The organism is Brevundimonas aveniformis DSM 17977, from assembly GCF_000428765.1.
GTDB classification, from domain to species: Bacteria; Pseudomonadota; Alphaproteobacteria; order Caulobacterales; family Caulobacteraceae; genus Brevundimonas; species Brevundimonas aveniformis.
In genome coordinates this window covers 98,030-116,330 of the sequence record NZ_AUAO01000002.1, presented here as the reverse complement: position 1 = coordinate 116,330, position 18,301 = coordinate 98,030, and the positions used below count along the sequence as shown (strand labels likewise).

Genomic DNA, 18,301 nt, shown 5'->3' with positions numbered 1-18,301 from the left:
GATGAACCGTCTCGCCCGTCCGATCGTTTCGCTGATTGCCCTGTCGACCGCTCTTGCCGCCATGCCGGCGCTGGCCCAGGAGGCTGAAGGGCGCGCCTTCACCGTCGATGACCTGGCCCGACTGGATCGCGTCTCGGACCCCCAAGTGTCGCCAGACGGTCGCACCGTCACCTACAATCTTCGCCAGACGGACTGGGAGAACAACCGCGGCGTCACCAGCCTGTGGGCCGTGGAAGCCGACGGCGACAACGCCCACCGCCTGGCCATCTCCGACGCCGGGGCCAATACCGGTCGCTGGTCGAGCGATGGCCGGCTGTTCTTCATGCGTGGAGGCCAGGTCTGGGTCAGCGCCGACCAGGGCGCCACGGCCACTCAGGTGACCAATCTGCCGCTGGACGTCGGCTCTTTCCGCATTACACCGGACGGCGGCTCGCTGGTCATCTCGCTGGAAGTCTATCCCGCCTGCGAAGGCGACCTGGTCTGCACCGTCTCGGAGGTCGAGCACCGGGCCAACCGCACCGAGACGGGCCAGGTCTATGACCGCGCGTTCGTGCGCCATTGGGACACCTGGGAGGACGGCCGCCGCAATCATCTGTTTCGCGTCGACCTGACGCCGGGCGCTGCGGCGACCACGGCCACGGCCCTGATGCCCGGCTTCGACGGCGACACGCCGTCGGTTCCCTTCGGCGACGAGGGCGAATACGCCATCAGCCCCGACAGCGACACGGTCGTCTTCTCCTCGCGGCTGGCCGGCCAGACCGAGCCGTGGAGCACCAACTTCGATCTCTATCAGGTCCCCCTGTCGGGCGGCACCCTGGTCAATCTGACCGACGCCAACGACGCCTGGGACACAGGCCCGGTCTTCTCGCCCGACGGCCGCACAATGGCCTATCGCGCCATGAGCCGCCCTGGCTTTGAGGCCGACCGCTGGCGCATCATGCTGATGGACGTCGCCACCGGCACGGCGCGCGAGATCGCCGCCGACTGGGACCGCTCGGCTGATTCCCTGATGTGGTCGCCGGACGGCCGCACCCTCTACGCCACCGCAGGCGACACCGGCACGACGCGGCTGTTCTCCATCGACGTCCGCTCGGGTCGGGTCACGCCCCTGACCACCGGCGGCCACGTCGCCGGCGTGAACCTGGCCGACGGCGGCTTCGTCTATGCGCGTGACGGTCTGGATGGGCCGGTCAACCTCTTCTATCGCTCCGCCCGCGGGCGTGACCTGCCGCGCCAGATCACCAACCACAATGCCGAGGTCATGGGTCAGATCGCCCTGGGCGACTACGAACAGTTCTCCTTCCCCGGCTGGAACAACGAGACCGTCCACGGCTACGTCGTGCGCCCGCACGGCTATCAGGAAGGTCAGGAATATCCGGTCGCCTTCCTCATCCACGGGGGGCCGCAAGGCTCATTCGGCGACGGCTGGTCCTACCGCTGGAACCCCCAGTTCTACGCCGGCCTCGGCTATGCGGTGGTGATGATCGATTTCCACGGCTCGACTGGCTACGGCCAGGCCTTCACCGACGCCATCTCCCAGCACTGGGGCGACCGCCCGCTGGAAGACCTCCAGAAGGGCTGGGACTACGTCCTGGCTGAGTACGACTTCCTCGATGAGGACCGCGCGTGCGCGCTCGGGGCCTCCTACGGCGGCTATATGGTCAACTGGATCGCCGGCAACTGGAACCAGCCGTGGCAGTGTCTGGTCAATCACGATGGCGTCTTCGACACCTTCGCCATGGGCCACGAAACCGAAGAGCTGTGGTTCACCGAATGGGAAAACGGCGGCACGCCCTGGGAGAACCCCGAAGGCTATCAGGAGTTCAATCCGGCCAACTATGTTCAGAACTGGCGCGTGCCGATGCTGGTGGTCCAGGGCGACCTCGATTTCCGTATTCCGACCGCGCAAGGCCTGGCGACCTTTAACGCCCTGCAACGCCGGGGCATCCCCAGCCGCCTGTTGTACTTCCCGAACGAGAACCACTGGGTGCTGCGCGCGCACAACTCGGTCCAGTGGCACAATACGGTGGCGGATTGGCTGGGCCGCTATGCGCCGGTCGGGGCTGAGCCGATCGACTAGGCAAGCCGCGCGATGGACGACGACGCGCGCTGGCGCGACCTGCCTGACCAGACGTTCGACGTCGTCCTGGCGGACCCGCCCTGGGGCTACTACGGCCAGCAGGACAAGTGGGGTGCGGCGGCCAAGTTTTACGAAACCTCGCCGGATAAGGCCCTGCTCGCCTTTCCGATGCGACGGCTGATGGCCAAGCGGTCGGTCCTGTTCCTGTGGGCGACCTCGCCACGACTGGACCTGGCCATTCGCTGCATCGAGGCCTGGGGCCTGCACTATCGCGGCGTGGCCTTCGTCTGGGTCAAAACCCGCAAGGACGGCCAACCCATCGGGGCCCAGGGCGTCCGCCCCTCCATCGTCAAGCCGACGGTTGAATATGTGTTGGCCGCCAGCCCACAACGCACGGGCCGTCCCCTTCCTCTCGCCGACGAGGGCGTCCCCAACGTCGTCATGGCCCCGCGCGGCCTGCATTCCGAAAAGCCCACCGACATCGCTGAGCGGATCGAGCGTCTCTACCCGGACGCCGGGCGTCTCGAACTCTTCTGCCGCAGCCCCCGCCCCGGCTGGTCCACCTGGGGTGATCAGGTCGAGGTCGGCCCGCAACCGGCGTCTGTGAAGAAACCGCGCGTCGGCAGGCCGCGCACATAGACCCCGCTGGCCACGCCCGCCTCAAGGGGCTAAACCGCCCCGCGACTCCCGCCCTTGCGGCAAGTTTTCAGGACTGATCCTCCCATGCGTGACATCGACCATTTCATCGACGGCTCTACCTATGTCGGCACTTCGGGCCGGTTCAGCGATGTCATGGACCCGAACACCGGTGAGGTTCAGGCCCGCGTCCAACTGGCCACCGTCGGCGAGGTCGACAAGGCCGTTCAGGGCGCACAGACCGCCTTCGAGGAATGGTCGGGGACCAACCCCCAGCGCCGCGCCCGCGTCCTGTTCGAGTTCAAGCGCCTGGTGGAAGCCAATATGGACGAGCTGGCGCATCTGCTGTCGTCCGAGCACGGCAAGGTCATCGCCGACGCCAAGGGCGATATCCAGCGCGGCCTTGAGGTCATCGAGTTCGCCTGCGGCATCCCGCACGCGCTGAAGGGCGAATACACCTGGGGTGCCGGACCGGGCATCGACGTCTATTCCATGCGTCAGCCGCTGGGCGTGGTGGCCGGCATTACCCCGTTCAACTTCCCCGCCATGATCCCAATGTGGATGTTCGGCGTGGCCATTGCGGTCGGCAACACCTTCGTCCTCAAGCCGTCAGAGCGTGACCCGTCCGTTCCCGTCCGTCTGGCCGAACTGATGATCCAGGCCGGGGCACCCAAGGGCGTGCTGAACGTGGTGCATGGCGACAAGGCGGCGGTCGACGCCATCCTGACCCACCCGCAGGTCCACGCCGTCAGCTTCGTCGGCTCGTCCGACATCGCCCACTACGTCTACCGGACCGGAGCCGAGCACGGAAAGCGCGTCCAGGCCATGGGCGGGGCCAAGAACCACGGCATCGTTCTGCCCGACGCCGACATGGACCAGGTCATCAAGGATCTGTCCGGTGCCGCCTTTGGCTCGGCGGGCGAACGCTGCATGGCCCTGCCGGTCGTCGTGCCGGTCGGCCAGAAGACCGCCGATGAGCTGCGCGCGCGCATGGTGGCCGAGATCGAGACCCTGAGGGTCGGCGTCTCCACCGACGCCGGCGCCCACTACGGCCCGGTCGTCAACGCCGCCCACAAGGCCCGCGTCGAGGGCTGGATCCAGAAGGGCGTCGACGAGGGCGCCGAACTGGTCGTCGACGGCCGCGGCTTCAGCCTTCAGGGTCACGAGAAGGGCTATTTCATCGGCCCGTCGCTGTTCGACCACGTCAAGCCGACGATGGACTCCTATCGGGAAGAGATCTTCGGCCCCGTCCTGCAGATCATGCGCGCCGACAGCTTCGAGGAAGCCCTGGCCCTGCCGTCGAAGCACCAATACGGCAACGGCGTCGCCATCTTCACCCAGAACGGTCGCGCCGCGCGTGACTTCGCCGCCCGGGTCAATGTCGGCATGGTCGGCATCAATGTGCCGATCCCGGTGCCGGTGGCCTATCATACCTTCGGCGGATGGAAGCGGTCGGCGTTTGGCGACATCAACCAGCACGGCATGGAAGGCGTCCGCTTCTGGACCAAGACCAAGACCGTCACCGCCCGCTGGCCCGATAGCGAGTTGGAGCACTCCGATTCCAGCTTCGTCATCCCGACGATGGCCTGATCGTGGTCCGGGTCCGCTTAGTTCGGCGTCCGCGCCGTCCGGCCCTGTTCTGGACGATCTTCGGCCTGGTTGCCGTGATCGCCGCCTCAAGCGTGACTTTTCTGGCTGTGTACAGCTAGATTGGGCTCATACGGCTTCGCTTGTCAGTTGTCCCCGGACGGCTGACGGCGTTGGCCGTGCTAGGGTTACCGGTTCAAGTTGTTCGAGGTTCCTCGCCGATGCGTAAGATTCTGGTCTGGAGTGCACTGGCCATCGTCATCGCCCTGGCGGTCGCAGCGGGAGGCTATTGGGCGTACTGGTCGATGTACGCACGTTTCCAGCCCACCGTGATTTCTCGCAATCAGGCCGAAATCCAGGAGCTTCTGGATTCGGCAAGCTGGGTGTCCGAAGGTGGCGGGGGCACGCCGCTCTATGTTGTCGGCTGGCGCGATTGCGGGGCCTGCCGCGATTATGAAACCGAAGAATTTCCGCTGTTGCGAACGGCGGGTGTCGATCCCCGCGTCGTCATCATCGCTCGCCCCGATCGTGAGGGCATGGCCCAGTCTACCGCCGCTGAACGGGCGACCGTCGCCGAAATCTGGCTGACGCGCGACTGGACGCTTTATCAACGCTGGACGGCCACGCCGTCGCGCAACTGGACGGCGGCCGGCATCCCGCCGGCGGACGGCAACATGGCCCGCTCGGCCGTGGTCGAGGCCGGACGCGATTTCCAGCAGCGGCTGGAAAGCTTGCTGCGCGCCTCGGGCATGCGCGGCATGACCTATCCGCTGGTCCTGTGGCGTGACCGCGACGGTTTTCTCAAGGCCTGTGCCTGTTCGGATGCGCGATCCTACGCCTTTATCCGTGACGACCTGGGGGCCGACGACTCCTTGCCGCAACGGGCACCGACGGGGCCGGTCGGGCCGGATTCGACGACGCCGCCCCTGCCCTATCCCGACGTCAATGGTGACCGACCCGAGGACCTGCCGTCGATCCCGCCTGTTCCCCAACGCCAGGCCACCCCGGCCGGCAACGGTGCGGCGACACCGGCGCGACCGGCCGGGCCGCCGGCCCCGCGCGATCCGCCGGCACCCAGCCAGGCCGAAGACACGGTCTTCTACCGCTAGCCTACGAAGTTGTCCTTGGCCACCCGCAGGGCTGCGAAGGCCTGAGCCGGGTCGAGGTCTGGCCGAAGCAGGGGGGCGCGCAGAAACGGATTGGTGGCCTGTTCCAGGCCGATCGTTGTCGGCACGGTCGCCAACCCTTGCGCTCGTTGGGCAAAGATCACCTCGGCGCGCTCCGCCACGGCGCGCGAGGGGTCGACGCTGAGCGCGAAGCGGGCATTGGCTTCAGAGTATTCGTGGGCACAGTAGGCCGTCGTGTCAGGCGGCAGGGCGGCGAGCCGCTCAAGGCTGGCCCAGAACTGGTCCGGCGTGCCTTCGAACATGCGGCCACACCCCATGGCAAACAGGCAGTCGCCGACAAAGACCACCTCGGCCCGGCGCGACCACCAGGCCACATGGCCCAGGGTGTGTCCGCCCGCATCAAGAATATAGAAGGATGTATCACCCAGGCGGACCTGATCGCCATCGGCCACAGGTTGGTCCAGCGGGGCAATGCGGCGGACCTCTTCGGGGCCGATAATGAAACAGCCCGTTTCCGCCTTCAGCCGCGCGTTGCCCCCGGCGTGGTCCGGGTGCCAGTGGGTGTTGAAGATGAAATCCAGCCGACCCCAGCCGCTGGCGTCCAGCTCGGCCAGAATCGCCTCTGCGTCAGGAGAATCGATGCTGGCCACCTGACCGGTTTCCTCATCGCGGATGAGAAAGCCGTAGTTGTCGCCCAGACATGGGAATTGACGGATCGCAAGGGTCATCGGCCTATATAGGCCATATGCGTCGCGACGTGACCGAGATTCGCAGCTTTTACGCCAGCCCGCTGGGGCAGACGGCGGCGCGCCTGATCGGGGCGCGGCTGAGCGACGCCTGGGGGCCGCTGACCGGTCAGGATGTGCTGGGTCTGGGCTACGCCGCGCCCTGGCTGGAAGAAATGCGTGAGGCCCGGAGGGCCGTCTGTGCCATGCCGCACGGACAGGGAGCCGAAGCCTGGCCGCGCGCGGCCCGATGCCGGACCACGCTGGTCGAGGACGAAGCCCTGCCGTTCGGCACCGGTGTCTTTGATCGCATCGTCGCGGTGCACGCGATCGAGGAGGCAACCGATCCGCTGGCGCTCGTGCGCGAACTGGGCCGCGTGCTCAAGCCTTCGGGGCGATTGGTGCTGGTCGTCGCCGGACGCGGCGGCCTTTGGGCTCGCAGCGAGAACACCCCCTTTGGGGACGGTCGCCCCTACAGCCGCAGCCAGCTGGAACGTCTGGTGCGTGACGCCGAACTGGAACCTTTCGCCTGGTCGCAGGCGCTGTTCGGCCCACCCTGGGAGCGGTTAGCGGGGGCGGCAGATCTGATGGAAGCCTGGGGTAGCCGCCTGGTTCCCGGTGCAGCGGGCGTGGTCTTGCTTGAGGCGGTCAAGGTTCAACTGGCGCTTCGGTCCCGGCCGGTGGCGGCTCCGGCTCGGGCCCGTCGTTCCAAGGGGCTGACACCTCAGCCGGCCGGGCTGACGCCGACGCGGCGTACGGACGTGGAAATCCCGGACGAACGCGACTAAGCCCGGTTCATGCGCCAACTGATCCTGATGCGACACGCCGAGGCCCAGCCGTCCAGCGAAGCGGGCGACATCGGACGCGGCCTGACCCCTCGCGGCCAGGCCGACGCCGAGGCGATGGGACGGGCCCTGGCAGATCGGGGGGGCCGCCCCGACCATGCGCTGGTGTCGTCGGCGCGACGCGCACAGGAAACCTGGGACGCTGTGCGCGGGGCCTTCGGTGATGTGGTCACCGAGATCGAACGCGGGCTCTATGAGGCCGATTCTGCGGCCTTGCGGCATCGGATCGAGGACGCTGAGGACGATTGCGGCAGCCTCATTCTCGTCGCGCACAATCCGGCCATTCACCGATTGGCCGTCGACCTGTTGATTGAACAGGCCGCCTCTCCGTCGACACTGGAGCGGCTGAGCGGCGGATTCCCGCCGGGTTCTGCGGTGGTCTTTACCGCCGACAGCTCGGGCCGCCTGGCCTATGATGGCTTTCTTCGTCCGAGTGACCTGACATGAGGCCCATCTACAAGATCGTCAGTCGCGCAGCCTGGCAGGCGGCGGTGCGGGAGGGCCAGTTCCTCGGGTCCGCGGTCGATCTGACCGACGGCTACATTCATTTTTCCGAGGCGGACCAACTCCGGGAAACGGCGCGCAAGCACTTTGCCGGGCAGGCCGATCTGGTCCTGGTGACGGTCGACGCCGACCAGCTGGATCCCGCCCCGGTTTGGGAGCCGTCTCGCGGCGGTGCCTTGTTCCCACACCTGTACGGGCCGCTACCCGTCAGGGCTGCGGTCGCCGTCCGCGACCTGACGGTTGACGCCGATGCCAGCGACCTGGCCGGGTTCGGCGCATGACCCTCCAGGACACCGCCACCGGCCTGTTGCGTGCCCTGGACCCCGAGACGGCACACGGTCTGGCGTTGCAAGGCTTGGCCATGGGCCTGGGCCCGAAGGACCGAACCCCGAACGACCCCGCGCTCGAGATCGAGGTGGCCGGGCTCAAACTTCCCAATCCAGTCGGACTGGCGGCCGGCTTCGACAAGGACGCGCGCGTCCCCGATGCCCTGCTCGACTGGGGGTTCGGCATGATCGAACTGGGCGGAGTCACCCCTCGTCCGCAGCCGGGTAATCCGCGACCACGCCTGTTTCGCCTGAGCGAAGACGGGGCCGTGATCAACCGCATGGGCTTCAACAATCAGGGGCTGGATGCCTTTGCCCACAATCTTCTGCGGCGGCGGCGGCCCGGCATTGTCGGGGTCAATCTGGGGGCCAACAAGGACAGCCAGGATCGCACCGAGGACTATGTGACCGGCCTCAAACGTCTTTGGGGGCTGGCGGACTATTTCGCGGTCAATGTCTCGTCACCCAATACGCCGGGCCTTCGCAATCTCCAGTCCGAGGCGGCTCTGACAGACCTTCTGGGTCGGTTGTCAGAAGCGCGACAGGCGCTGCCGCAGCCGCGCGCGCCCGTATTTCTCAAGGTCGCCCCGGATCTGATCGAGGACGAGGTCCTGCCGATTGTCGAGGCCTGTCTGACGTCCGGCATGGACGGATTGATCGTGTCCAACACGACTCTGGCCCGGCCCAGCCGCCTGACCTCGCCCCTGGCCGGCGAGACGGGCGGCCTGTCGGGTGCGCCCCTGATGGCGGCTTCGACGCAGGTGCTGGGCTGGTTCCACCAGGCCACCGCAGGACGCTTGCCGCTGATCGGCGTCGGCGGAATCCGCTCAGGCGCAGACGCCTATGCCAAGATCCGCGCCGGGGCGTCCGCGGTTCAGCTCTATTCGGCCCTGGTGTTTGAAGGGCCCAGCCTGATCGGGCGGATCAGAACCGATCTTGCTGAGCGTCTGAAGGCCGATGGTTTCACCCATGTGCGGGAAGCCATCGGTGCGGCATGAAACCTTCATCCAGCCGCTGCGTTGAGCCGGGATGGAACGAACCGACCAGATATTGCTAATCGTCGCGGCCGGAGGGGCGCTGGCCGCCGTCGGGCTGGGCGTCCTGGCCGGTCAGGGCTTTCGGGTGCCGTTCACGCCGGAGCCGGTAGATCGACAGGTCATCGTCGGTACTGAGACGGTCTTTGAGGGAGGCGCGCCGGCCTATCCGACCTGGGCCCCCGAACCCCTCTATCCCGAGGCGGAGCGTGACCCCCTGGATGAGTTCTCCGATGCCTGGGACACAGCCATGGCCGATCACGCCACGCCTCCGGTCGTCTTGGGACCGCCGCCAGATTTGCCCCCGCCCTATGAGGTTCGGGTCGAGGGCGAGCCGCCCTTGCGAACCGCGCCCCCCGTCCGCCAGGCCCAACCCGTCACCGAGGGCGAGCGGCGCTATACCTATCGGGGCATTGAACCGCAGCCTCAGCCGGCGACACAGGACGACAAGCCCAAGGCCTGATCCCGTCAGGCCTCCAGCTCGATGTCCCAATACAGATAGTCGAGCCAGCTCTCGTGCAGATAGTGGGGCGGGAAGCGCCTCCCTTGAGCCTGAAGCCGCCAGGCGGTCGGCTGTTCCGGGCGTGACATCGGCGGCATCCCCGCCTGGGCCGGTGTGCGACCGCCCTTCCTGAGATTGCAGGGCGCGCAGGCGGTGACGATGTTGTCCCAGGTTGTCCGCCCACCCTGGGAGCGTGGAACGACATGATCGAAGGTCAGGTCACGACCGCTGGTCCCACAGTACTGGCAGGTGAACTCGTCGCGCAGAAACAGGTTGAAGCGCGTGAAGGCCGGCGTGCGGTCCTGGGCGATGAAGTCCTTCAGCGCGATCACGCTGGGCAGACGGTATTCCAGCGACGGCGAGCGCACGACGCGGTCATAGGTCTGAACGACCTCGACCCGGTCCTGCCAGACGGCCTTGATCACATCCTGCCAACACCACAGGGACAGTGGGTAATAGGATAGCGGTCGGAAATCGGCGTTGAGGACAAGCGCCGGCCAACCCGAAGGGGGCTGGGTCAGGACCTGCATCGGCCCCGCTCCGCACTGATCACGCCATACGAACTGAAGACACGCCCCCGTCGCACACGATCCCCTGCGGGACACCCTGGCCCCACGCGAATCACAGTGTATGCCGAGAACCTTGATGTGCCTATGACGGCTGTGTCGGCGTCTCCGGCTGGCCCGTCGAAAACGCCGGCAGGCTCCAGCCCCATGCCAGCGCCCCAGCTCTCAGGCCAAAGCCGGCGCTAAAGGCAATGGCCGAGGCAAACATGGTCGGCACATCGACGAGACGCAGAGCCACAAAGGTCGTCGCCCCCAGAAGCGCAGCCGTCACGGTGATCTCCCGGTGCAGGAGGATCGACGGCTGGCCCGCCAGGAGGTCACGAACCACGCCCCCGAAACAGGCGGTTAGGGCTCCCATGACAATGCAGATCAGCGGCGGCACCCCATAGGCCATGGCCTTGGCGGCCCCGATCACCCCGTATGCCGCCAGCCCCACGGCATCGAGCCAGAGCAGAGCGGTCAGGCGCCATCCCTTGCCGCCGACGAACCAGACCACGATGGCGGTTGCGGTCGCCACCGCCACATAGCGCCAGTCATGCACCCAGAAGACCGGTGCCCCGATCAGCAGATCGCGGAGGGTGCCACCCCCCACGCCGGTGACGGCCGCAAAGAAGGCGATGGTGACCAGGTCCTGGCGCAGGCGTGCGCCTGCCAGGGCTCCGGTGGCGGCAAACACCGCCATGCCGGCAAAATCCAAAAAAACCAGGCTCGGCCCAATCAGGGGCGTCGGATCCGGGATTATCATTCGGCCCTCATGGGATGGGGAATCGCCCCACGTCGCACCGCGCCATACCACGCCCACAACAGATGTGCCGCCGTCGACCGGTGTGGTCCCCAGGCTTTAGCCCGCGCGGCGGTCTGGGCGGCATCCGGTCGGGTCGGGGTCTGATCAACCCAACGAACGGCCTCCTGCAAGGCGACGTCACCCGATGGAAAGAGGTCGCGCCGCCCCTCGCAGAACATCAGATAGACCTCGGCGGTCCAGCGTCCGACCCCCTTCAGGGCCATCAAGGCCTGGAGGGCCTCGGCATCGTCCAGGCCGACCAGATCGCGTTCCGCAAAGTCGGACTGGGCCAAGGCCACGGCATAGCGCGCCTTGGGAAGGCTGAGTCCCAGACCTCGCAGGCCCTCGATGTCGCAGTTCAGGACGGTGGCTGGCGTCACCTGGCCCAGCCCGTCCTGGAGGCGTGCCCAGATCGCTGCCGCCGAGGCCGTGGACACCTGCTGGCCGACGATCATCCACACCAGGCCCTCAAAGCCGCGCGGTCGCACCCGCCACGACAGCGCCGGTGCCTCGGCCTGGGCGCGCCTCAGCGCCGGATCCGCTGCCGTGAGGGCCGCGCGGATTTCGGCCAGTTCGGAGTCGGTGGGCGGGACGTTCATCGACAGCGGGTGTATGCCAGTCGCCATGTCGTTCGCCACTCGTTTCGCACCCTCGCCCACCGGGGCCCTTCACAAGGGACATGCCTATTCGGCGGTGGTCGCCTGGCGTGCGGCTCAGGTGGCGGGCGGGCGCTTCATTCTGAGGATCGAAGACACCGACTTCACCCGCTGCCGGCCCGAGCATGAGGCCGGGATCTATGAAGATCTGGCCTGGCTAGGCCTGGATTGGGAGGTGCCGGTTCTGCGCCAGTCCGATCACCGGGCGGACTATGAAGCGGCGATCCAGCAGTTGGGCGAGCGGGGTCTACTCTATCGCTGTTTCCGGACACGCAAGGAGCAAGCAGCCTTGGCCCGAGATGGCGGTGATGGATCGGTGTTTCGGGGCGGTCCTCCCGAACTGGACGAAGAAGCCGCCTTCCTGGCCGAAGGCCGACCCTTCGCCTGGCGACTGTCGCTCGCCGCCGCACGCGATCACTTGGGCGATCTGGGCCGCCTGACCTGGATCGAGGAAGGCCTGGAACCCGGCTTGAAAACCGCCGTCCCCGAGCGACTGGGCGACATGGTCATCGGCCGCAAGGACATCGGCGCGGGCTATGTCATCGCCTCGGTCATCGACGATGCGCGCCAAGGGATCAGCCACGTCATTCGCGGGGTCGACCTGGCGGACATGACCTCGATCCAGCGGGTACTGCAAGCTCTGCTCGACCTGCCTACGCCGACCTATCGGCACCATCCGCTGGTGCTGGACGAGACGGGTCAGCGGCTCGCCAAACGCAAGGGATCACCCAGCCTCAAATCCCTCCGCGAAAGCGGGATGAGCGCAGCGGACCTGCTGGCAGAGTTTGGGCTCTAGCCGCGCAGCTTGCGGGTCAGGGCCTCGACATCGCGGGCGATCTGTTCGTCCTCGAGGATCAGGGCTTCGATCCGGCGCACCCCGTGCAGCACGGTGGTGTGGTCACGCCCACCCATGCGCCGGCCAATGTCGGGATAGGAGCGCGTCGTCAACTGCTTGCACAGATACATGGCCACCTGGCGCGGACGTGCGACTTGCCGGGTGCGACGCGCCGACAGGAGATCCGCCTGCTTGAGGCCGTAGTAGTCCGCCGTAACTTTTTGGATTTCGTCGACGGTGATACGACGCTCGGTCGGACGATAGCCGGCTGACAGATAGGCTTGCGCTTCTTCGACGGTCAGGTTCGACATCCGCTGACCTGCAGCGGCAGCCAGGGTGTTCAGTCCGCCTTCGAGCTCGCGGATCGAGCCTGGGGTGCGATCCACCAGATGGCTCAGCAGTTCGGGTCGGGCCGGACCGGCGACCAGCTTCATGCCCTCCAGCGCCGCCAGCTTCTTTTCGACGACGGCCAGCCGCAGAGCGCGATCTGCCGGCTCAACCGGACAGGTCAGGCCCGCCGCCAGATGGCTACGCAGACGCGGCTCAAAGTCGGTCAGGGCCGACGGCGGACGATCCCCCGCCAGCACGACCCGGCGACCATCCTCGATGAGAGCCGTCAGGGTGTGGAACAGCTCTTCCTGGGTCGACTGTTTGCCGGCGAAGAAATGCACATCATCCAGCAGCAACAGATCGGCGCTGCGTAGCTCGTCCTTGAAGGCGACGATCGACTTGTCCTTGAGCGCCCGCAGGAAGGCCGACAGGAACCGCTCGGCGGTCAGATAGACCACCCGCGCGTCGGGCCGCAGGCGCTGGGCTTCCCAGGCGATGGCGTTCAGCAGGTGCGTCTTGCCGTAGCCGTAGGGACCACAGAAGAAGACCGGATTGAACGGGCCCTCGCTCCACGACGCCACCTGGCGCGCGATGGTCAGGGCGAATTCATTGCCCTTGCCCGAGACAAAGGTGTCGAAGGTCAGACGTTCCTGCAGCCCGGCGGCGCGTACCGCGCGGGGGCCGTCTGCGGCCACCACCGCCACCGTCGGCTGGGCCACCAGCGGTGTGGTGCCTGTTTCTATGGCGTTGGGGTTTTCGGCTTCATACTCAGCACGGGCGCGCGCCTTGAGGCTGCGGCGCTCTTCGTCCAGAGCCAGCCAGAGTTCATTGATACGGCGCAGAGCATTGCGGTCGACCCAATCGCGCGCATAGGCCGTCGGCGTCACCAGGAACAGGTCACCGTCCTCACCGACGCGAACGCGCGCCTGCTCGAGGTAGGAGCTGAACGGGCCTTCGCCGATCTCAAGACGCAGTGCCTTGACGACCTGACCCCAGACATCCTGCGGCGACATGTTCGGCATCGACTAAAAGCTCCCCAAGACCCACGCCCGAAGGCATCCGATTTTCGGCGCAAGTTCCCTCTCGCCCGCAGAAGCCCCTCCCGCGGTCCGATCGCCTTGCGCTCATTTGGATCTTCACCAGAACCCGAGGGAGGCCCCCGTTCCCACACCCCATCCACAGCGGCTGGGGGGCGAAGACGAGTTTCAAACTAGCCCTCAGAAGGCGAGCGTCAACGCTGATTCGTTCGCCTGTCGAACGATTCTTTTGTTGACTCCGCTAACCCTCTTTAAGGCTTGCGAAATCACCGTCACAAAAGCTCAAAAAAAGTGTCCCAGTCCGGGTCAAGGTTAGGCGGGCATAGCAAAACGCCGCGCGAAGCGAACCCCGCACGGCGTTGAATAGTTTAGGTATTTAACCGATCTGGTCGACTTAGGCCGCGGCCATCTTCTTCAGACGGGCCGCCAGGCGCGACACCTTGCGCGAGCCGGTATTCTTGTGGATCACGCCCTTGGAAACCGCGCGCATGACTTCCGACTGCGCATCGTTGAAGGCGGTCTTGGCCGCGGCCTGGTCGCCGCCGGTGACGGCCTCTTCGAACTTGCGAAGGAAGGTGCGAACGCGCGAACGACGGTTGCGGTTGACCTCGGTGCGGGCCTCGATCTTACGGATCGCTTTCTTGGCGCCGGGGTTATTGGCCATGGGTGTCTCGGACCTTGTAACGAAGACGCCGCCGGCGATCCGGCGGCGCGGAGAAATCTGAAGAGGGCGGGCCTATAGCGGAAAGGGACGCAGGTGGCAAGGCGAGTCCAGCTACCGATGCTTGAACGCAGGCTTCCGCTTCTCAACGAATGCCCTCATCCCTTCCTTCTGGTCCTCAAACGCGAAAAGCGAATGGAACAGCCGGCGTTCGAACTGGACGCCTTGCGTCAGGGTGGTCTCCAGCGCGGCGTTGACCATCTCCTTGTTGGCCATCAGGGCCAGCAGGGACTGGGACGCCATCTTCGAGGCCATGGCCCGGCATTCGTCCAGAAGGGTTTCGTGCGGATAGACGCGGGCGGCGAGGTTGGAGGCCAGGGCCTCCTGGGCGTCCATTGTCCGGCCGGTCAGGATCAGGTCCATGGCCTTGGACTTGCCGACCAGCCGCGTCAGGCGTTGTGAGCCGCCGATACCGGGGGCGACGCCCAGATTGATCTCCGGCTGGCCGAACTTGGCCTTCTCGGACGCGATGATGATGTCGCACAACATGGCCAGCTCGCAGCCACCGCCCAGGGCAAAACCATTGACCGCCGCGATCACGGGCTTCCTGAACCGGGCCAGCCGGTCAGCGCCCTCGGAGAAGAAGTTCGACCGATACATCTCGGCATAGGTCTGGTCCGCCATCTCCTTGATGTCAGCGCCCGCCGCGAAGGCCTTCTCGCCCGAACCGGTGATGATCAGGCAGCGCACGCTGTCATCGTTTTCGACCGTATCGAGGAAGGCCACCAGTTCTCCCAGCAAGGTCGAGTTCAGCGCATTCAGGCTCTCGGGCCGATTCAGGGTGACAACTGCATAGCCGTCGGCGTGGCGTTCGATCAGGAGCGTGGAATAGGTGTCGGGCATGGGAGGTTCGAGGGATCGGGGGTCAGGTTCCAGGGATGAAGGTGGATCGAGCGCGGTCTAACACAGACCTCTCAGCCTCCCCTAGAACCTAATCCCTAGAACCTAGCTCCTCCCGACCGCATGAAGCCCCGCCCCATGTGCCCGCAGCCAGGCGCGGTGTGGCCGGTGGTCCCCGATCAAACGCTCCACCACGGCCCAGAAGGCGGGCGAATGGTCCGCCTGAACCAGATGGGCCACTTCATGGGCCGCGACATAGTCGAGCACCTCTGGCGGAGCGAGGATCAGACGCCACGAATATCGGATCGACCCGCGGCCGGGCGTGCACGACCCCCAGCGGCTCTTCGGGTCACCAATGCCGACCTTCGGGGCCTTCAGGCCGAGGGTACGGGCATGAACCCCTGTATGATGGGCTAGCCGCTCCCGAGCCATGCGCTTGAGGAGGTTTTCGATACGGCGGGCGAAGGCATCGCCCTGCCCGCCCGAGCGGATAGCCATCCCACCGGGCGTATCGACCAGCCGCGCCGCCGAAGCTCCAGCCATCTGTTCCAGCCGCACAGGCACGCCTTCCAGCGGCACGGTCCCGCCGGGCTTATAGCCGTCCCCTGCCGGGCGCGCTGCCAACCGCTCTGCGATCCACTGATGTTTGCTGCGCGCGAACGCTACGGCATCAACCAGCCGCCGCTCGGATGGGGCAACCGCCACGGCCTGCCCCTTGGCGTCGATACGGATCGACACCCGGCGGGCGCGCCGGTTCACCGAAAGACGAAGGGGAATGCCGTCGAGATCGAAAGTCTGATTATGCCTAAACACCGCCCACCCCCGGATGAGCGATATCAGGACGCCTCATTCCGTCGGATGAAGTCACGGACCTTGGGATAAATCTCGTCGCGGAAGCGGCGACCATTGAAGACACCGTAATGGCCGACCTTGGGCTGGACCAGGGTTTCATGTTTATCCGCCGGCAGATTCGGCGTCAGGCCGTGCGCCGCCTGGGTCTGGCCGACACCGGAGATGTCGTCTTCCTCGCCCTCGACCGTCATCAGGCCGATGTCGGTGATCTTCGCCGGATCGACCTTGCGGCCCCGATGCGCCAGCTCGCCCTTGGGCAAGAGGTGCTGCTGGAAGACGATGTCGATGGTCTGGAGATAGAATTCTTCTGTCAGGTCCAGGACCGACAGATATTCGTCGTAGAAGGCCTCGTGCTTCTCGGCCGCGTCACCGTCGCCCTCGACCAGATGTTCGAAATAGCGGCGATGGGCGTCGACGTGCTGCTCTTCATTCATCGACATGAAGCTGTAGAGCTGAACAAAGCCCGGATAGACCCTGCGGCCCATCCCCGGATAGGGCGGCGGCACAGTATGAATCATCGTCGACTTGAACCAGGCGAAGGGCTTTTCCTCGGCCAGCTGATTGGTCACCGTCGGTGACAGGCGCGCGTCGATCGGCGAGCCCATGAACGTCATCGATGCCGGACGGTTAGGGTCCTTGTCCTCGGCCATCAGCGAGGCGGCCGCCAGCACCGGCGGCCCCGGCTGGCAGACGGCGACGACGTGGACTTCTGGCCCCAGCGCCGTCAGCATTTCACGGATGTGGTCAATATAGTCGTGGAAGTCGAAGCGACCTTCCAGCATCGGCACCTGCCGGGCATTGGCCCAGTCGGTGACATAGACCTCATGGTCCTGAAGGAAGGCGCGCACCGTGCCGCGCAACAGGGTGGCATAGTGACCCGACAGCGGCGCGACGATCAGGACCGCCGGCTCCGCTCCCTTTCGACCGGCCTTGCGCATATCCGCCGGGTGGCGGGCAAAGTGGAGCAAACGGCACCAGGGTGAGGACCAGACCAGATCCTCGACGACGCGCACCTCGCGTCCGTCGATCTCGACCGAATCGATGTTCCAGGCCGGCTTGCCGTATCGCCGCGTGAGGCCGGCGACCAGTTCCGACGAGGCGTACATCGTGCGGCCCACCGCCGTGTCGCCTAACGGATTGGCCGGATTGTTCCAGAAATCCCGGGCCATCTGGGCCCCGAGGCGCCATGGCAGCGCCGAATGATACGCGTACTCGTGAAGCGAATAGAGCATGGATCCCTTTGAGGCCGCCCATTGCCGGATTTATGCATCGCAGCATGAATTACCATGCACTGCAAAAGGATTAGTGAATCCGCCGTTCTTTTGGAACGTCAGGTCGCCAGATCGGCGACCCCCGCTTCACCGTCTTCACGCCCCCAGGCCAGCCGACCGCCATCCTCGCGGACCGCCAGGGCCGTAACCGGCGCTCCACGCTCAGCCACGATCCACCGTTGCGGTCCGGTCCGCACGTCCATCGCCCAGACCCGTCCGTCGGCCAGGCCCGCCGCCAGCATCGGTCCGCGCGGCGCCGCCGCCACCCGCACAACCGCCACGCCCTCTTCGAACCCCAGCTCAGACGCCTCTTTGCCCATGGGACCACCGGCCCCGACAAAGGGCCAGACCACCACGCCGTGCGCGCCGGAGGTCGCCATCAGCCGCCCCTGATCGAAAAAGACCATGTCGCGGATCTTGGCCGGATAGCCGCCCATCCGCAGATCCTTGGAGTCCTTCAACCGCCAACCATGGAGCTGGTTCTCCTGCATGGCCGAGAGCAGAAAGGCCCCATCCGGCGCGTAGAGCACCCGCGTGTGCGATCCCGCCCATTTCAGAAAGGTCGGCTTCTGGGTTTCGATCCGGGCGAACCAGGTGGCCACCCCGCCATAGGTGGCGCAGGCCAGCTTGCGCCCCTTGGGCTCAAACGCGATGTCCGCCACCGACCGCTCATGGACAAAATCGCGCCGATAGTGCGGATCGGCCGGGTCCAGCACCGTCACGGTCTTGCCCGACGAAAAGGCGATCAGGCCCGACTCCGGCGATCCCGCCACCGCATCGATCCACTTGCCGTGGGCGTCGGCCAGCTCCTGGGCCTGATCCGGGGTCGACCAGACCACCCGCCCGTCATCGCCGCCGGTGACGACCCCTCGCCCTGAGGGATGCAGGCAAGCGGACAGCACCGCGCCGTCATGTACCTCGGCCACAGAGCCGTCCTCGAACCGCACCGTGCCATCGCCAAGTGCAAAGGCCGCCTGACCTGAGGCGTCAAACAGGGCGGCGGTGACAGGCGCGTCGAATGATCTGGAGGTCATCCACCGTGC

Annotated in this window: 20 protein-coding genes; 10 read left to right on the top strand and 10 right to left on the bottom strand. The window is 66.2% G+C overall.

Features of this window, described 5'->3' with window-relative positions; translation table 11 throughout:
* Position 1 precedes the first annotated feature (1 nt).
* The 4 genes from G391_RS0105835 (at position 2) to G391_RS0105820 (ending at position 5,412) form a co-directional block, all read left to right on the top strand.
* Entirely contained in the window at positions 2 to 2,080 is a 2,079-nt protein-coding gene (locus G391_RS0105835) for a S9 family peptidase (protein ID WP_035303913.1), read from the top strand.
* A gap of 12 nt (positions 2,081 to 2,092) precedes the next feature.
* Positions 2,093 to 2,719, top strand: coding sequence for an MT-A70 family methyltransferase (locus G391_RS0105830; RefSeq protein WP_029086696.1), 627 nt, complete (start codon positions 2,093 to 2,095; stop codon positions 2,717 to 2,719).
* 84 nt (positions 2,720 to 2,803) lie between these two features.
* Positions 2,804 to 4,306, top strand: a complete 1,503-nt coding sequence (locus tag G391_RS0105825; protein WP_029086695.1) for a CoA-acylating methylmalonate-semialdehyde dehydrogenase — start codon at positions 2,804 to 2,806, stop codon at positions 4,304 to 4,306.
* A 218-nt stretch (positions 4,307 to 4,524) separates the two neighbouring features.
* Positions 4,525 to 5,412, top strand: coding sequence for a hypothetical protein (locus G391_RS0105820; protein WP_029086694.1), 888 nt, complete (start codon positions 4,525 to 4,527; stop codon positions 5,410 to 5,412).
* Here the strand turns inward: G391_RS0105820 and gloB are convergent.
* Positions 5,409 to 6,158, bottom strand: a complete 750-nt coding sequence (gene gloB, locus G391_RS0105815; protein WP_029086693.1) for a hydroxyacylglutathione hydrolase — start codon at positions 6,156 to 6,158, stop codon at positions 5,409 to 5,411. The genes G391_RS0105820 and gloB overlap by 4 nt on opposite strands.
* Positions 6,159 to 6,175: 17 nt before the next feature.
* Here gloB and G391_RS13960 point away from each other — a divergent pair, with 17 nt between their 5' ends.
* Genes G391_RS13960 through G391_RS0105790 form a run of 5 tightly spaced genes read left to right on the top strand, consistent with a single transcriptional unit; the run spans position 6,176 to position 9,327 of the window.
* Positions 6,176 to 6,943, top strand: coding sequence for a class I SAM-dependent methyltransferase (locus G391_RS13960; protein WP_035303910.1), 768 nt, complete (start codon positions 6,176 to 6,178; stop codon positions 6,941 to 6,943).
* Positions 6,944 to 6,952: 9 nt separating this feature from the next.
* Complete coding sequence (locus G391_RS0105805) at positions 6,953 to 7,447, top strand: SixA phosphatase family protein (RefSeq protein WP_029086692.1); 495 nt, start codon at positions 6,953 to 6,955, stop codon at positions 7,445 to 7,447.
* Positions 7,444 to 7,785 carry a DUF952 domain-containing protein gene (locus tag G391_RS0105800; RefSeq protein ID WP_029086691.1) on the top strand — a complete coding sequence of 114 codons (342 nt, stop codon included), beginning with the start codon at positions 7,444 to 7,446 and terminating at the stop codon, positions 7,783 to 7,785. Before G391_RS0105805 ends, G391_RS0105800 begins: the two co-directional genes overlap by 4 nt.
* Positions 7,782 to 8,828 (top strand): quinone-dependent dihydroorotate dehydrogenase, encoded by a 1,047-nt coding sequence (locus G391_RS0105795; RefSeq protein ID WP_029086690.1) that lies wholly within the window; start codon positions 7,782 to 7,784, stop codon positions 8,826 to 8,828. The genes G391_RS0105800 and G391_RS0105795 overlap by 4 nt, the downstream gene beginning before the upstream one ends.
* Positions 8,829 to 8,859: 31 nt before the next feature.
* Positions 8,860 to 9,327, top strand: coding sequence for a hypothetical protein (locus tag G391_RS0105790; RefSeq protein WP_029086689.1), 468 nt, complete (start codon positions 8,860 to 8,862; stop codon positions 9,325 to 9,327).
* 5 nt (positions 9,328 to 9,332) lie between these two features.
* Here G391_RS0105790 and G391_RS0105785 read toward each other — a convergent pair whose 3' ends face one another.
* The 3 genes from G391_RS0105785 to G391_RS0105775 form a co-directional block, all read right to left on the bottom strand.
* Complete coding sequence (locus G391_RS0105785) at positions 9,333 to 9,896, bottom strand: HNH endonuclease (protein ID WP_029086688.1); 564 nt, start codon at positions 9,894 to 9,896, stop codon at positions 9,333 to 9,335.
* A 121-nt stretch (positions 9,897 to 10,017) separates the two neighbouring features.
* A complete protein-coding gene (locus G391_RS0105780; RefSeq protein WP_035303906.1) occupies positions 10,018 to 10,677 on the bottom strand; it encodes a trimeric intracellular cation channel family protein in 660 nt (219 codons plus the stop codon).
* Complete coding sequence (locus G391_RS0105775) at positions 10,674 to 11,315, bottom strand: DNA-3-methyladenine glycosylase family protein (RefSeq protein WP_029086686.1); 642 nt, start codon at positions 11,313 to 11,315, stop codon at positions 10,674 to 10,676. The genes G391_RS0105780 and G391_RS0105775 overlap by 4 nt, the downstream gene beginning before the upstream one ends.
* A gap of 25 nt (positions 11,316 to 11,340) precedes the next feature.
* On the opposite strand from G391_RS0105775, the gene gluQRS reads away from it, so the two are divergent.
* Entirely contained in the window at positions 11,341 to 12,168 is an 828-nt protein-coding gene (gluQRS, locus tag G391_RS0105770) for a tRNA glutamyl-Q(34) synthetase GluQRS (protein WP_029086685.1), read from the top strand.
* Here the strand turns inward: gluQRS and dnaA are convergent.
* From dnaA to G391_RS0105740, 6 genes are all read right to left on the bottom strand, one after another.
* Positions 12,165 to 13,559, bottom strand: a complete 1,395-nt coding sequence (gene dnaA, locus G391_RS0105765) for a chromosomal replication initiator protein DnaA (protein WP_029086684.1) — start codon at positions 13,557 to 13,559, stop codon at positions 12,165 to 12,167. The genes gluQRS and dnaA overlap by 4 nt on opposite strands.
* Before the next feature lie 409 nt (positions 13,560 to 13,968).
* Complete coding sequence (gene rpsT / locus G391_RS0105760) at positions 13,969 to 14,238, bottom strand: 30S ribosomal protein S20 (protein ID WP_029086683.1); 270 nt, start codon at positions 14,236 to 14,238, stop codon at positions 13,969 to 13,971.
* Positions 14,239 to 14,349: 111 nt separating this feature from the next.
* Positions 14,350 to 15,138 carry an enoyl-CoA hydratase-related protein gene (locus G391_RS0105755; protein WP_029086682.1) on the bottom strand — a complete coding sequence of 263 codons (789 nt, stop codon included), beginning with the start codon at positions 15,136 to 15,138 and terminating at the stop codon, positions 14,350 to 14,352.
* Positions 15,139 to 15,240: 102 nt separating this feature from the next.
* Positions 15,241 to 15,948, bottom strand: coding sequence for a M48 family metallopeptidase (locus G391_RS0105750; protein WP_029086681.1), 708 nt, complete (start codon positions 15,946 to 15,948; stop codon positions 15,241 to 15,243).
* A gap of 23 nt (positions 15,949 to 15,971) precedes the next feature.
* Positions 15,972 to 17,219 carry a polyhydroxyalkanoate depolymerase gene (locus G391_RS0105745; RefSeq protein ID WP_029086680.1) on the bottom strand — a complete coding sequence of 416 codons (1,248 nt, stop codon included), beginning with the start codon at positions 17,217 to 17,219 and terminating at the stop codon, positions 15,972 to 15,974.
* 98 nt (positions 17,220 to 17,317) lie between these two features.
* The gene (locus G391_RS0105740; protein ID WP_029086679.1) at positions 17,318 to 18,292 is read right to left on the bottom strand and encodes a WD40 repeat domain-containing protein; all 975 of its coding nucleotides are present in this window, start codon (positions 18,290 to 18,292) and stop codon (positions 17,318 to 17,320) included.
* Between the last annotated feature and the right edge of the window lie 9 nt (positions 18,293 to 18,301).

Excerpts from the sequence above, each read along its gene's own strand:
- G391_RS0105830 (WP_029086696.1), top strand. The coding sequence starts at position 2,093 with ATGGACGACGACGCGCGCTGGCGCGACCTGCCTGACCAGACGTTCGAC.
- G391_RS0105775 (WP_029086686.1), bottom strand. The coding sequence starts at position 11,315 with ATGAACGTCCCGCCCACCGACTCCGAACTGGCCGAAATCCGCGCGGCC.
- dnaA (WP_029086684.1), bottom strand. The coding sequence starts at position 13,559 with ATGCCGAACATGTCGCCGCAGGATGTCTGGGGTCAGGTCGTCAAGGCA.
- gluQRS (WP_029086685.1), top strand. The coding sequence starts at position 11,341 with ATGTCGTTCGCCACTCGTTTCGCACCCTCGCCCACCGGGGCCCTTCAC.
- G391_RS0105780 (WP_035303906.1), bottom strand. The coding sequence starts at position 10,677 with ATGATAATCCCGGATCCGACGCCCCTGATTGGGCCGAGCCTGGTTTTT.
- G391_RS0105825 (WP_029086695.1), top strand. The coding sequence starts at position 2,804 with ATGCGTGACATCGACCATTTCATCGACGGCTCTACCTATGTCGGCACT.
- gloB (WP_029086693.1), bottom strand. The coding sequence starts at position 6,158 with ATGACCCTTGCGATCCGTCAATTCCCATGTCTGGGCGACAACTACGGC.
- G391_RS0105755 (WP_029086682.1), bottom strand. The coding sequence starts at position 15,138 with ATGCCCGACACCTATTCCACGCTCCTGATCGAACGCCACGCCGACGGC.
- G391_RS0105805 (WP_029086692.1), top strand. The coding sequence starts at position 6,953 with ATGCGCCAACTGATCCTGATGCGACACGCCGAGGCCCAGCCGTCCAGC.
- G391_RS0105740 (WP_029086679.1), bottom strand. The coding sequence starts at position 18,292 with ATGACCTCCAGATCATTCGACGCGCCTGTCACCGCCGCCCTGTTTGAC.
- rpsT (WP_029086683.1), bottom strand. The coding sequence starts at position 14,238 with ATGGCCAATAACCCCGGCGCCAAGAAAGCGATCCGTAAGATCGAGGCC.
- G391_RS13960 (WP_035303910.1), top strand. The coding sequence starts at position 6,176 with ATGCGTCGCGACGTGACCGAGATTCGCAGCTTTTACGCCAGCCCGCTG.
- G391_RS0105745 (WP_029086680.1), bottom strand. The coding sequence starts at position 17,219 with ATGCTCTATTCGCTTCACGAGTACGCGTATCATTCGGCGCTGCCATGG.
- G391_RS0105835 (WP_035303913.1), top strand. The coding sequence starts at position 2 with ATGAACCGTCTCGCCCGTCCGATCGTTTCGCTGATTGCCCTGTCGACC.
- G391_RS0105785 (WP_029086688.1), bottom strand. The coding sequence starts at position 9,896 with ATGCAGGTCCTGACCCAGCCCCCTTCGGGTTGGCCGGCGCTTGTCCTC.
- G391_RS0105800 (WP_029086691.1), top strand. The coding sequence starts at position 7,444 with ATGAGGCCCATCTACAAGATCGTCAGTCGCGCAGCCTGGCAGGCGGCG.
- G391_RS0105790 (WP_029086689.1), top strand. The coding sequence starts at position 8,860 with ATGGAACGAACCGACCAGATATTGCTAATCGTCGCGGCCGGAGGGGCG.
- G391_RS0105795 (WP_029086690.1), top strand. The coding sequence starts at position 7,782 with ATGACCCTCCAGGACACCGCCACCGGCCTGTTGCGTGCCCTGGACCCC.
- G391_RS0105820 (WP_029086694.1), top strand. The coding sequence starts at position 4,525 with ATGCGTAAGATTCTGGTCTGGAGTGCACTGGCCATCGTCATCGCCCTG.